We start from the raw sequence: 12,560 nt of genomic DNA, 5'->3' as shown, positions 1-12,560 counted from the left end.
TGGCGAGATCACGCCGCCTTGGCGACGTGATACTCCTTGATGGCGACCATCTTGATGGCCGGATAGCGCTCCGCCTCGTAGCGTAGCGAGAAGGCGTCCTGCGCCAGGAAGACGGGATCTCCATCCAGATCGCGGGCGATGTCGCCGCGCTTGACCGTCAGGAATTTCTCCATCTCGGCCGGCTGGTCCGACGAGATCCAGCGGCAGACGGAGAAGCGCGCCATCTCGAAGGAGACCGGCAGGGTATACTCCGATGAAAGCCGCTCCTTCAGGACGTCGAGCTGCAAGGCGCCGACGACGCCGACGATGGCCGGCGAGCCGTCTTCGGGCGAAAAGAGCTGGACGACTCCCTCTTCCGCCATCTGCTGCAGGGCCTCCTTCAGCTTCTTCGCCTTCATGGCATCCTCCAGCCGGACCCGGCGCAGGATTTCCGGCGAGAAGTTCGGCACGCCCTGGAAGACGAGTTGCTCGCCCTCGGTCAGCGTGTCGCCGATGCGCAGCGTGCCGTGGTTGGGTATGCCCACCACGTCGCCCGCAAAGGCGGTATCGGCGAGCTGGCGCTGCGAGGCGAAGAAGAACTGCGGCGCCGTCAGGCCCATCAGCTTTCCGGTCCGGGCGAGCCGCGCCTTCATGCCCCGTTCCAGCTTGCCGGAACAGATGCGGGCAAAGGCGATACGGTCCCGATGATTGGGATCCATGTTGGCCTGGATCTTGAAGACGAAGGCCGTCATCTTGTCCTCGTCGGCCTTCACCGTGCGGATGTCGGCTACCTGGTCGCGTGGCGGAGGCGCAAAATCGCCGAGTGCGTTGATGAGATCGCGGACGCCGAAATTGCGCAGCGCGGAGCCGAAGAAGACCGGCGTCATGTGGCCTTCCAGAAACGCCTGGCGGTCGAAAGGCCGGCAGGCCTCGCGCGCCAGTTCCACTTCACCAATGAAGGCCTCCCGCTCGTTCTCCGGAAGGTTGTCAGCGACGCTCTGGGGCCCATTGACCGGCGTCGGCACGACCTGAGTGTCGGAACCGCGGTAGGTATTGTCGGCGAGATTGTAGGAGCCGCTGAAATGTTTGGAGCGTCCGACCGGCCAGGTGATCGGCGCCGTGTCCAGCGCCAGCTTTTCTTCCACCTCGTCGAGAATTTCAAAGGTATCGCGCGCTTCGCGGTCCATCTTGTTGACGAAGGTGATGATCGGAATGTCGCGCATGCGGCAGACTTCGAAGAGCTTCAGCGTGCGCGGCTCGATGCCCTTCGCGGCGTCGATGACCATGACGGCCGCATCGACCGCCGTCAGCGTGCGATAGGTGTCATCCGCGAAGTCTTCGTGACCGGGGGTGTCGAGGATATTGAAGACATTGCCGCCGAACTCGAAGGTCATCACCGAGGTGACGACGGAAATGCCGCGTTCGCGCTCGATCTTCATCCAGTCGGAGCGGGTCTGGATGCGATCCTTCTTCGCCTTCACTTCGCCGGCAAGCTGGATGGCGCCGCCGAACAGCAGGAGCTTTTCCGTGAGCGTGGTTTTGCCTGCATCCGGGTGGGCGATGATCGCGAAGGTGCGGCGGCGGGACACCGCCTCAGCGAGACTTTCTGCCATATCTGCTAAAATCCTATGAGTTGCCGCGTATCTAGCGATTTGGCGGGCGTTATGCAATTGACCGGAGAAACAAAGGAGCCAGCCATGCGCGACGTCATCGGACCTCTCATCCACCTCATCCGGCTGCCGCACGGCGGCGACCTGCCGCTGCCGGCTTACGAGACGCCCGGTGCCGCCGGCATGGACCTGCGCGCCGCCGTGGCCGAGGGCGAGCCGCTGACGCTCCATCCGGGCGAGCGGGCGCTGGTGCCCACCGGCTTCGTGTTCGAGATCCCCGACGGATTCGAGGCGCAGGTGCGGCCGCGCTCGGGGCTGGCCTTCAAGCACGGGATCACCTGCCTCAACACGCCCGGTACCATCGACAGCGACTACCGGGGCGAGGTGAAGGTGCTGCTCGTCAATCTGGGACAGGAGGCATTTGCCATCACGCGTGGAATGCGAATTGCCCAGATGGTGGTGGCGCCGGTGACGCAGGTGCGGGTCGTCGAGCGCTCCGAGACCAGCGCGACACAGCGCGGCGCCGGCGGCTTCGGGTCCACCGGCGTCTAGACCGCAACGATGTGCCACCAGGACCTGCGGCGGGGGAACAAAATTCTGCAAAGCCCGCCTCAATGACGGGCTGATCGCTGGCCTTGTGCGGCCGGTCGCCTTACCTTGTAGCCAACCTAGGGAGAGTACCATGGCAGACATGAAGAAGCCCGGCCGCGGCCGGATCTATTCCTCGATCACCGAGACCATCGGAGACACGCCGATCGTTCGCCTCGACAAGCTGGCGAAGGAAAAGGGCGTGAAGGCGAACCTGCTGGCGAAGCTCGAATTCTTCAACCCGATCGCCTCCGTCAAGGATCGCATCGGTGTGGCGATGATCGAGAGCCTCGAAGCACAGGGCAAGATCACGCCCGGCAAGACGACGCTGATCGAGCCGACGTCCGGCAATACCGGCATTGCGCTGGCCTTCGCCGCCGCTGCCAAGGGCTACAAGCTGATCCTGACGATGCCGGAGACGATGTCGATCGAGCGCCGCAAGATGCTGGCGCTGATGGGTGCCGAACTGGTGCTGACGGAAGGCCCCAAGGGCATGAAGGGCGCGATCGCCAAGGCCGAGGAACTGGCCGCAAACACACCGGATGCCATTATTCCGCAGCAGTTCGAAAACGCCGCCAACCCGGAAATCCACCGCAAGACGACGGCCGAGGAAATCTGGAACGACACCAACGGCGAAGTCGACATCTTCGTCGCCGGCATCGGCACGGGCGGCACGATCACCGGCGTCGGCCAGGTACTGAAGGGCCGCAAGCCAGAGGTCCGGGTCGTCGCCGTCGAGCCGACCGACAGCCCTGTCCTTTCCGGCGGCAATCCCGGGCCGCACAAGATCCAGGGCATCGGTGCAGGCTTCGCACCGAAGATCCTCGATACCGGCATCTACGACGAGGTGGTCACCGTCTCCAACGATGAGGCCTTCGCCATGGCCCGCCTCGTTGCGCGGCTGGAGGGCGTGCCGGTCGGCATCTCCTCGGGCGCGGCGCTGGTTGCCGCCATCCAGGTCGGCAGCCGCGAGGAGAACGCCGGCAAGAACATCGTCGTGATCATCCCCTCGTTTGCCGAGCGCTACCTGTCGACGGCGCTGTTCGACGGACTTGGCGAGTAGCGAGTAGCGAGTAGCGAGTAGCGAGTAGCGAGTAGCGAGTAGCGAGTAGCGAGTAGCGAGTAGCGAGTAGCGAGTAGCGAGTAGCGAGACAGAGCGGGACCGTCGGCGCAAGCGTCAATCTTCCCTATTCGCTATTCGCCACTCACTATTCGCCAATCTCCGTCACGCAGCCGCCGATAGCCGCTCCCCCGCCATCCGGTAGGAGATCGCCTCGGCGAGATGAATGCGACCGACGGTGTCGCTGCCGTCGAGGTCGGCGAGCGTGCGGGCAACCTTCAGGACCCGATGATAGCCGCGGGCGGAGAACTTCAGCTTTTCGGCAGCGTCGCGCAGGAGCTGCAGGCCGGCGGCATCGGGTTCGGCAATTTTCTCGATCAGGGCGGTGGAGCACCGGGCGTTGGTCAGGATCTGCGGCATGCCGGCCTCCTGGAAGCGCTCCCTCTGCCGCTCGCGGGCGGCGGCCACCCGCTGCGCGACCTGCGCGCTCGCCTCTGCCGGCCGGGGGCGGATGAGATCAGCCGCCGAGACCGCCGGGACATCGATGCGGATGTCGATGCGGTCCATCAGCGGGCCAGAGATGCGGCCCTGGTAGTCGGAAACGCATCTGGGTCCGCGGGCGCAGGTATGCCCCGGCTGGCCGGCCATGCCGCAACGGCAGGGGTTCATGGCCGCGACCAGCTGGATGCTTGCCGGATAGGTAACCCTGTGGTTCGCCCTTGCGATGACGCATTCGCCCGTTTCCAGCGGCTGGCGCAGTGCGTCGAGCACCTGCGGTGAGAACTCCGGAAATTCGTCCAGGAAGAGGATGCCGTGATGGGCAAGCGAGGCCTCGCCCGGCTTTGCCCTCAGCCCGCCGCCGACGAGCGCGGCCATGGTGGCTGAATGATGCGGCGTGCGAAACGGCCGCCGGTCGGAGAGCTTGCCGCCCGAGAGCTGGCCTGCGATCGAGTGGATCATCGACACCTCGAGCAGCTCGGGCGCTGACAGCGGCGGCAGGATCGAGGGCAGACGGGCAGCCAGCATGGATTTGCCGGAGCCAGGAGGCCCAACCATCAGCAGATTATGGCCTCCAGCGGCCGCAACCTCCAGCGCGCGCTTGGCGCTTTCCTGTCCCTTGATGTCGATCAGGTCCGGAAGATTGGCGGGCAGCGCCCGGATGGCCGGCTGCGGCCGAGACATCACCTGCGTGCCACGGAAATGGTTGGCAAGTGCGATCAGGCTGCGCGGCGCGAGGATATCCATGTCGGGGCCCGCCCAGGCTGCTTCGGGACCACTGTCGAAGGGGCAGATCAGTCCCTTTCCAAGCGAGTTTGCGCTGATGGCGGCCGGCAGAGCGCCCGCGACAGCCGCCAGCGTTCCGTCAAGGTTGAGCTCCCCGATGACCACATAGTCAGCCAGCGCATCGGCCGGAATGGCGCCGAGCGCCGCCATCAGGCCCAAAGCGATGGCGAGATCGAAGTGCGAGCCTTCTTTTGGAATATCCGCCGGTGCGAGATTGACGGTCACCTTCTTGGGCGGAAGCGACAGGCCTGAAGCGTGAAGCGCCGCCTGCACCCGTTCGCGGCTTTCCGCCACCGCCTTGTCCGGGAGCCCGACGATCGGCATCTGCAGCTTGCCCGGTGAGATCATCACCTGAACTTCGACCGGAACGCCTTCTATGCCCTGAAATGCAACCGTAGAGACCCGCGCCACCATGCCATTGCCCCCAACTTCATGTCCGAGGCGCAAGCGGTACACGCTTTCCACGCCAGCGATGGCAATCTGGCATGGAACAAAGAATAAAACAAGAACATCCGCCGAACAACCTCCCGCACACGCTGTAACTCGGTTGCAAGAAGTTGTATCGGCAGAACAAACCGACGCTGGAGACGGAACGGCCTAGCGGCGTTTGGCTTCAATCGCATCCCAGAGAAGGCTCGCCACATCGGCGCCGCCGAACTTCTTGACCTCGCGGATGCCGGTTGGCGACGTCACGTTGATCTCCGTCATGTAGTCGCCGATCACGTCGATTCCCACGAAGATGAAGCCGCGCTCGCGCAGTGCCGGCCCGATGCGGTCGCAGATCTCGCGGTCGCGGGTGGTCAGATCCACCGCCTCTGCACGGCCGCCGACATGCATGTTGGAGCGGCTGTCGGTTTCGGCCGGCACGCGGTTGATGGCGCCGACCGGCTCGCCATCGACGAGCAGGATGCGCTTGTCGCCCTTGCGGACGGCGGGAAGATAGGCCTGGGCGATATAGGGCTCGCCACGATAGAGCTGCCCGAACATTTCCAGGAGCGAGGTAAAGTTACGATCGTCGCGGGCGGAATGGAAGACGCCGGCGCCGCCGTTGCCGTAGAGCGGCTTCAGGATGATGTCGCCCATTTCCTGGCGGAAGCTCGCGATCTCCGTGGGGTCGCGGCTGATCAGGGTCGCCGGCATCAGGTCGGCAAACTCGGTGACGAAGATCTTCTCCGGCGAATTGCGCACCCAGGCCGGATCATTGACGACCAGCGTCTTCGGATGGATGCGCTCCAGCAGATGCGTCGAGGTGGTGTAGCCCATGTCGAAGGGCGGATCCTGGCGCAGCTGGATCACATCCATGGTGGAGAGATCGACGCGTTCCATCTCGCCCAGCGTGAAGTGCTCGCCCTTGACGTCGCGCACCTGCATCGGCTCGACGGTGGCAAAGATCCGGCCGTCGCGCATCGTCAGCCGGTCTGGCGTGTAGTGGAACAGCTCGTAACCACGCGCCTGCGCCTCCAGGGCCATGGCGAAGGTCGAATCTCCGGCGATGTTGATGCCGGAGACGTGGTCCATCTGGAACGCCACTTTGCGGATATTAGCCATAGCCCTGCCCCTTCAGAAATGCCCGCCTGATGTAGGACGGCGCTGCGTCAAAGGCAACGGCCTCCAAACCTTCGCTTCAGGCCGCCGGCTCCAAGCTGGGCTGCCGCACAAGCGGCACATCGCCAGGGGCCAAGATGCGGGTGCCGGTTTCGCGGGTGAAGAAATGCAGGCGCCGTGGATCGACCGCGAGCTTCATCTCGTCCTCAATGAGCACCTCCAGCGGCATGGCCGCCGTCAGGTTCTGGTCTCCGACGTGGCCGTGGACGAGGCGCTGCGCGCCCGTTTCCTCGACGTAATCGCGGCGGAACTGCAGGAACTCCTCATCAGGTCCGGCCACGCGCAGGTCTTCCGCGCGCACGCCCACCGTAACGGCACCGGAGGTCGGCGCATATCCGCCGAGACCCAGAACCGACGGACCGATCGCCAGCCGATCCCCGTGCAGCTCTCCCGCCATCAGGTTCATCGCTGGCGAGCCGATGAAGCTCGCCACAAAGGTGGAAGCCGGCTGGTGATAGACCTCGAGTGGCGCGCCGATCTGCTCGATGCGGCCGCCATTGAGGACCACCAGCCGGTCGGCCAGCGTCATGGCTTCCAGCTGGTCGTGAGTGACGTAGATCGAGGTGGTGCCGAGGCGGCGCTGCAGCCGCTTGATCTCGCCGCGCATCGAGACGCGCAGCTTGGCGTCGAGGTTGGAGAGCGGCTCGTCGAAGAGGAAGGCAGCCGGCTTGCGCACGATCGCACGGCCCATGGCCACACGCTGGCGCTGGCCGCCCGAAAGCGCCCGCGGCTTGCGGTCGAGATAGGGCTCGATCTCCAGCATCCGCGCCGCTTCGGCAACGCGCGCCTCGATCTCCGCGCGCGGGGTGTTGCGGTTCTTCAATCCATATTCGAGGTTCTGGCGTACCGACATGTGCGGGTAGAGCGCATAGTTCTGGAAGACCATGGCGATATCTCGCTCGGCAGGCTCGACCTGGTTGACGGTCCGGCCACCGATCTTCACCTCGCCTTCGGAGATCTCCTCCAGGCCCGCCACCATGCGCAACAGCGTGGACTTGCCGCAGCCGGAGGGGCCGACCAGCACGATGAACTCGCCGTCCTGAATGGTGATGTCGACCGAGTGCACCGCCTTGGTACCGCCGGCGTAGATCTTGGAAACCTGGTTTATGTCGATGGATGCCATGGCATCGTCCTCACTTGTCGCTTTCGGTCAGGCCCTTGATGAACCAGCTCTGGAACAGCACCACGATGAGCACCGGCGGGAGCATGGCCAGCACTGCAAGTGCGAAGGCCTCGTTGTAGTCGGGAATTTGCGAGCCGATCCAGACCTGCAGGATCTGCTTGATGCCGCGCATCAGGGTGAAGAACCGCTCATCGGTCGTCATCAGCATCGGCCACAGATACTGGTTCCAGCCGTAGACGAACATGATGATGAAGATCGCCGCGATCATCGTGCGCGACAACGGGATAAGGATGTCGACGAAGAACTTGATCGGTCCGGCGCCGTCGATGCGGGCAGCTTCCAGGAGTTCGTCCGGCACGGACTTGAAGAACTGGCGAAAGTAGAAGGTCCCGGTCGCCGAGGCCAGCAGCGGCACGATCAGGCCCGTGTAGGTGTTCAGGAGGCCAAGGTTCGACATGACCTGGTAGGAGGGCATGATGCGCACTTCGAGCGGCAAAAGAAGGGTGGTGAAGATCACCCAGAAGGCAAGGGTCGCAAACCGCATCCGGAAATAGACGATGGCATAGGCGGCCAGCATCGACAGCACGATCTTGCCGACGGCAAAACCGACGCCCAGGATCAGGGAGTTCATCACCATCCGCGCGCCCGTCACCTGGCCGGTGAAGCCCCCTTCGCGGGTGAGGACCTTCTCGTAGGTTTCCACGAAGTTGCCGCCCCAGGTGAGCGACAGGCCGTTGCTGTGGATGTCGGCGGCCGTATGCGTCGACGTCATGAAGGCGACGATCACCGGCACCATCAGGAAGAGCGAGCCGAGGATCAGCACCAGGTGATCGGTGATCTTGTTTTTCTGCATGGCTCGACCTCAGGTGTAGTGGATGCGCCGCTCGATGAAGCGGAACTGGACGATCGTCAGAGCGAAGACGACCAGCATCAGGATGACCGACTGGGCCGATGAGCTGCCGATGTCATTGCCGCGGAAGCCGTCCTCGTAGACCTTGTAGACGAGGGTGATCGGGTTGTTGGCGGCCTTGTCCTTCACCATCACGTCGATGATGCCGAAGGTGTCGAACAGCGCGTAGGTGATGTTGATGATCAGCAGGAAGAAGGCCGTGGGTGCCAGCAGGGGCAATGTCACGGTCCAGAAGCGGCGGAAGCCGGACTTGCAGTCGATCGCCGCCGCCTCGCGCACCGCGACGGGCACGCCCTGCAAGCCGGAGAGGAAGAAGATGAAGTTGTAGGGGATCTGCTTCCAGACGGCGACCACCGTCATCGCAAAGGCGGTGTCGAAATAGCTGAGGCCGACGCGCATCTCCCAGCCGAACCAGCTCGCCATCTTCACGAAGGGGCCGATGTGCTGATCGAAGAACATCATGCCGATCAAAGCCGCGACGGGGGCTGCGATGGCATAGACGGAGATCAGCATCGTCTTGTAGGCCGAGGAGCCGCGAATAATGGCATCCGCCTTGACCGCCAGAAGCAGGCCGATGGACAGCGAGAAGATCGTCACCAGGGCCGTGAAGACCACGGTGAAGCCTGCAATGCTGCGGTATTGCGCACTGGTCAGCACGTCCCAGTAGTTGCTCATCCCGACGAAGGTCGCTCCGAAGCCGAAGGGATCCTCGATGTAGAAGGAGGAGCTGACGGCCTGGACCGAGGGCCAGTAGAAGAAGATGAAGATCACCCCAAGCTGCGGTGCCAGGAACAGATAGGGGAGAAGCGGCGACGAGAACTGAACCCGCTTGGCGCCGTCCACGGCAACCTTCGGGCTTGCGCGCCTGCCAAGCCAGGGCAGGAAGCGGGGGGATGGGGCGACGTAGGCCAAGACGGAAGCTCCTCGCGAGACACCCGGCCGCCCCTTGAGAGCGGCCGGGCTATTAAAGACCTGGGGCGTGCAATCAGCCGGCGGTCTTGGCGAAGCGGGCAAGCATCTCGTCGCCTTCCTTCTTGATCGTCTCCATGGCGTCCTTGACGGAGGTTTCACCGGCAAAGATGCGGTTGTATTCGCGTTCCATCACGGTGCGGATCTGCGGGTAGAAACCGAGGCGGTAGCCCTTGTTCCACTCGCCGCTTGGAAGCTGCAGCTGCTGGATGCCGACTTCGGCGGCCGGCTTGTCCTTGTAGTGGCCTTCCGACTTGGCAAGCTCGTAGGCAGCCTTGGTGATGGCGACGTAGCCGGTTGCCTGGTGGTAGAACTTCTGGATTTCCGGCGAGGTCAGGAAGTGGAAGAAGGATGCCGTGCAGGTGTTTTCAGCTTCCGACTTGCCGGACATGGCAAACAGGGCTGCACCACCGATGAAGGTGTGGACGCCTTCCGGATGAACCGACTTCCAGTAGGGAAGGAAGGTTGCCGAGAAGGGCATCTGGGCCGTCTTCTGCAGGCCACCGAAGGAGCCGGACGAACCGATCCAGAGCGCAACCTTGTTTTCTTCGAAGGGCTTCTGGTTGTCCGACCAGCCGGCGCCGTAGTAGCCGAAGTAGCCGTTGTCGTGCCAGTCCTTCAGCTTCTCGTACATCATGACGTGGTTCGGATCGGTGACGTTGATCGTCGTGTCGACGATGCTGTCGTAACCGTTGTTGTTCGATGCGAACTGCAGGTTATGGCGCGAGAAGAAGTTCTCGGTGAATTCCCAGGTCAGCTGCGACTGGACGAGCGGCGTGTAGCCGGCTTCCTTCAGCTTCGGAGCGATGGTTTCGAACTCTTCCCAGGTCTTCGGGGCTTCGACGCCAGCCTTCTTCAGGGCTTCGTCGTTGATGTACATGATCGGTGCCGAGGAGTTGAACGGCATGCCGACGAACTTGCCTTCGGAGTCGGCGTAGAAGTAGCGCACGCCTTCGATGAAGTCTTCGCGGTTGAAGTCGAAGCCTGCATCCTTGATGAGGTCTTCGGCAGCAACGGTCGCGCCCTTGGCGTTGATGATGGTGGCAGCGCCCGCATCAAAGACCTGGAGGATATTCGGCTGTTCGCCCGAACGGAAGGCTGCGATGCCGGAGGCAAGCGCTTCTTCGTAGGTGCCCTTGGAGACCGGCGTCAACGCGCATGCGCTCTGCGATTCATTGAACTTCTGGGAGATCTCGTTGATGACCTCGCCATTGCGACCGCCCATGCCGTGCCACCAGGTGATGTTGGTCGCAGCCAGCGAAGACGTGGCAGAAAACGTGACCGCCAGAGCGGCCATGGAAAATTTCTTGATCATGATGTGTCCCTTCCCACCGATTGTCCGGTAAGAAGCAAATAGGGGCGACATGTGACATGCCAGCAACGCTTTCATGTCACGACTGTTACATTTTGAACCCGTGTGCAAAAGGCTGCGAAAGTACCTTCGCAGCCTCGTCAAGATACTCAGGCTGCGGGTTCGACAGCCGTCTGCCGGGGCGCCGGCAGCACCCCTGCATCGATGATCCGCTTGCCGGTGTCGCGGGAGAAGAAGTGCAGGCGGCGCGGCTCGACGGTGAGCTTCATCTCGTCGCTGATTGCCACCTCCAGCGGCAGCGCCACCGTCAACGGCTGATCGCCGACATGGCCGTGCACCAGCCGCTGCGCGCCGAGCTCCTCCACGTAGTCGAGCCTGAACAGCAGACCGTCGTCCTCGCCCGCGCCCGCCACCCGCAGGTCTTCCGCGCGCACGCCCACCGTAACGGCACCGGAGGTTGGCGCATATCCGCCGAGACCCAGAACTGACGGACCGACCGCCAGCCGGTCGCCATGCAGCTCCCCTTCCATCAGGTTCATCGCCGGCGATCCGATGAAGCTTGCGACGAAGGTGGAGGCCGGCTCGTGGTAGACCTCGAGCGGCGCGCCGATCTGCTCGATGCGACCGCCGTTCAGTACCACCAGCCGATCGGCCAGCGTCATCGCCTCGAGCTGGTCGTGGGTGACGTAGATCGAGGTGGTGCCGAGGCGGCGCTGCAGCCGCTTGATCTCGCCGCGCATTGAGACGCGCAGCTTGGCATCGAGGTTGGACAGCGGCTCGTCGAAGAGGAAGGCAGCCGGCTTGCGCACGATCGCACGGCCCATGGCCACACGCTGGCGCTGGCCGCCCGAAAGCGCCCGCGGCTTGCGGTCGAGGTATGGTTCGATCTCCAGCATCCGCGCCGCCTCGGCAACGCGCGCGTCGATCTCGGCGCGCGGGGTGTTGCGGTTCTTCAATCCATACTCGAGGTTTCGGCGTACCGACATGTGCGGGTAGAGCGCATAGTTCTGGAAAACCATGGCGATGTCGCGCTCGGCAGGCTCGACCTGGTTGACGGTCCGGCCGCCGATCTTGACCTCGCCCTCGGAGATTTCCTCCAGGCCCGCCACCATGCGCAAGAGCGTGGACTTGCCGCAGCCGGAGGGGCCGACGAGCACGATGAACTCGCCGTCCTGAATGGTGATGTCGACCGAGTGCACCGCCTTCGTGCCGCCGGCGTAGATCTTGGAAACCTGGTTGATGTCGATGGATGCCATCGGTTTATTTCTCCGTTTCGACCAGGCCTTTGACGAACAGGCGCTGCATGAAGATGACGACCAGGACAGGCGGCAGCATAGCCATCATCACGGCGGCCATGGCGAAGTGCCAAAGCGGCTCCGCATCGGCGCTGGCAGACAGGCGCTTGATGCCCATCACGATGGTATAGAAATCGCTGTCGGTGGTGACCAGCAGAGGCCAGAGATACTGGACCCAGCCGTAGATGAACAGAATCACGAAGAGTGCGGCGATATTGGTCCGGCTGAGCGGCAGCAGGATGTCCCAGAAAAACTTCAGCGGACCGGCACCGTCGACCCGGGCCGCCTCCATCATCTCATCCGGGACCGTCAGAAAGAACTGCCGGAACAGGAAGGTCGCCGTTGCCGATGCGATGAGCGGAAGCGTCAGCCCCGCGTACGAGTTCAGCAGCCCGAGATCGGCGACGACCTTGAAGGTCGGCAGGATGCGGACCTCGACCGGCAGCATCAGCGTGATGAAGATGACCCAGAACGCGACGATGCGGAACGGGAACCGGAAATAGACCACGGCATAGGCCGAGGTGATCGAGATCGCGATCTTGCCGACGGCGATGATCAGGGCCATCCAGAGCGAATTCATCATCATCACCCAGAGCGGTGGCGCTCCGGCCGAGGTCAGTCCCTCGTTCCACATCTGGGCATAGTTCTCGACCATGTGGCCGCCGGGGAGCAGCGGCATGACGCCGCTGACGAAGGTGCCGCCCTCATGGGTCGAGGCGATGAAAGCCACGTAGACCGGAAAGGCCACGATCAGCACGCCGGTGATCAGCACCAGATGGGTCAGGAAGTCTAGAAAAGGCCGGTTTTCAACCATATCGATGCACC

11 protein-coding genes are annotated in these 12,560 nt (G+C 63.4%); 2 read left to right on the top strand and 9 right to left on the bottom strand.

Annotated features, from left to right (window positions below):
• Positions 1 to 8 precede the first annotated feature (8 nt).
• Positions 9 to 1,592, bottom strand: coding sequence for a peptide chain release factor 3 (locus M1E10_RS09935; RefSeq protein ID WP_499176189.1), 1,584 nt, complete (start codon positions 1,590 to 1,592; stop codon positions 9 to 11).
• 84 nt (positions 1,593 to 1,676) lie between these two features.
• Here M1E10_RS09935 and dut point away from each other — a divergent pair, with 84 nt between their 5' ends.
• Together dut and cysK are read left to right on the top strand one after the other, a co-directional pair.
• The gene (gene dut, locus M1E10_RS09930) at positions 1,677 to 2,141 is read left to right on the top strand and encodes a dUTP diphosphatase (protein ID WP_499177140.1); all 465 of its coding nucleotides are present in this window, start codon (positions 1,677 to 1,679) and stop codon (positions 2,139 to 2,141) included.
• A 130-nt stretch (positions 2,142 to 2,271) separates the two neighbouring features.
• On the top strand, positions 2,272 to 3,240 hold the full coding sequence (gene cysK / locus M1E10_RS09925) for a PLP-dependent cysteine synthase family protein (RefSeq protein WP_499176188.1): 969 nt from the start codon (positions 2,272 to 2,274) through the stop codon (positions 3,238 to 3,240).
• A 162-nt stretch (positions 3,241 to 3,402) separates the two neighbouring features.
• Here cysK and M1E10_RS09920 read toward each other — a convergent pair whose 3' ends face one another.
• The 8 genes from M1E10_RS09920 to ugpE (M1E10_RS09885) form a co-directional block, all read right to left on the bottom strand.
• Positions 3,403 to 4,935: a YifB family Mg chelatase-like AAA ATPase gene (locus M1E10_RS09920; RefSeq protein ID WP_499177139.1), complete on the bottom strand. Its 1,533-nt coding sequence runs from the start codon at positions 4,933 to 4,935 to the stop codon at positions 3,403 to 3,405.
• Positions 4,936 to 5,118: 183 nt separating this feature from the next.
• On the bottom strand, positions 5,119 to 6,069 hold the full coding sequence (gshB, locus tag M1E10_RS09915) for a glutathione synthase (RefSeq protein WP_499176187.1): 951 nt from the start codon (positions 6,067 to 6,069) through the stop codon (positions 5,119 to 5,121).
• A gap of 76 nt (positions 6,070 to 6,145) precedes the next feature.
• Positions 6,146 to 7,249 carry a sn-glycerol-3-phosphate import ATP-binding protein UgpC gene (locus M1E10_RS09910; RefSeq protein ID WP_499176186.1) on the bottom strand — a complete coding sequence of 368 codons (1,104 nt, stop codon included), beginning with the start codon at positions 7,247 to 7,249 and terminating at the stop codon, positions 6,146 to 6,148.
• A 10-nt stretch (positions 7,250 to 7,259) separates the two neighbouring features.
• Positions 7,260 to 8,102, bottom strand: a complete 843-nt coding sequence (gene ugpE / locus M1E10_RS09905; protein ID WP_499176185.1) for an ABC transporter permease — start codon at positions 8,100 to 8,102, stop codon at positions 7,260 to 7,262.
• A 9-nt stretch (positions 8,103 to 8,111) separates the two neighbouring features.
• Complete coding sequence (locus M1E10_RS09900; protein ID WP_499177138.1) at positions 8,112 to 9,041, bottom strand: carbohydrate ABC transporter permease; 930 nt, start codon at positions 9,039 to 9,041, stop codon at positions 8,112 to 8,114.
• A 103-nt stretch (positions 9,042 to 9,144) separates the two neighbouring features.
• Positions 9,145 to 10,443, bottom strand: a complete 1,299-nt coding sequence (locus M1E10_RS09895; RefSeq protein ID WP_499176184.1) for a type 2 periplasmic-binding domain-containing protein — start codon at positions 10,441 to 10,443, stop codon at positions 9,145 to 9,147.
• Positions 10,444 to 10,589: 146 nt separating this feature from the next.
• On the bottom strand, positions 10,590 to 11,696 hold the full coding sequence (locus M1E10_RS09890; RefSeq protein WP_499176183.1) for a sn-glycerol-3-phosphate import ATP-binding protein UgpC: 1,107 nt from the start codon (positions 11,694 to 11,696) through the stop codon (positions 10,590 to 10,592).
• A 4-nt stretch (positions 11,697 to 11,700) separates the two neighbouring features.
• The gene (ugpE, locus tag M1E10_RS09885; protein WP_499176182.1) at positions 11,701 to 12,549 is read right to left on the bottom strand and encodes an ABC transporter permease; all 849 of its coding nucleotides are present in this window, start codon (positions 12,547 to 12,549) and stop codon (positions 11,701 to 11,703) included.
• Positions 12,550 to 12,560 lie beyond the last annotated feature (11 nt).

Source organism: Rhizobium sp. PK7-22, from assembly GCF_056530405.1.
This window is presented reverse-complemented; position numbering and strand designations above follow the sequence as displayed.

What these genes read in the sequence shown, in the direction of transcription:
- M1E10_RS09910 (WP_499176186.1), bottom strand. Translation starts at nt 7,249, where the DNA reads ATGGCATCCATCGACATAAACCAGGTTTCCAAGATCTACGCCGGCGGT.
- M1E10_RS09895 (WP_499176184.1), bottom strand. Translation starts at nt 10,443, where the DNA reads ATGATCAAGAAATTTTCCATGGCCGCTCTGGCGGTCACGTTTTCTGCC.
- dut (WP_499177140.1), top strand. Translation starts at nt 1,677, where the DNA reads ATGCGCGACGTCATCGGACCTCTCATCCACCTCATCCGGCTGCCGCAC.
- M1E10_RS09920 (WP_499177139.1), bottom strand. Translation starts at nt 4,935, where the DNA reads ATGGTGGCGCGGGTCTCTACGGTTGCATTTCAGGGCATAGAAGGCGTT.
- gshB (WP_499176187.1), bottom strand. Translation starts at nt 6,069, where the DNA reads ATGGCTAATATCCGCAAAGTGGCGTTCCAGATGGACCACGTCTCCGGC.
- M1E10_RS09890 (WP_499176183.1), bottom strand. Translation starts at nt 11,696, where the DNA reads ATGGCATCCATCGACATCAACCAGGTTTCCAAGATCTACGCCGGCGGC.
- cysK (WP_499176188.1), top strand. Translation starts at nt 2,272, where the DNA reads ATGGCAGACATGAAGAAGCCCGGCCGCGGCCGGATCTATTCCTCGATC.
- ugpE (WP_499176185.1), bottom strand. Translation starts at nt 8,102, where the DNA reads ATGCAGAAAAACAAGATCACCGATCACCTGGTGCTGATCCTCGGCTCG.
- ugpE (WP_499176182.1), bottom strand. Translation starts at nt 12,549, where the DNA reads ATGGTTGAAAACCGGCCTTTTCTAGACTTCCTGACCCATCTGGTGCTG.
- M1E10_RS09935 (WP_499176189.1), bottom strand. Translation starts at nt 1,592, where the DNA reads ATGGCAGAAAGTCTCGCTGAGGCGGTGTCCCGCCGCCGCACCTTCGCG.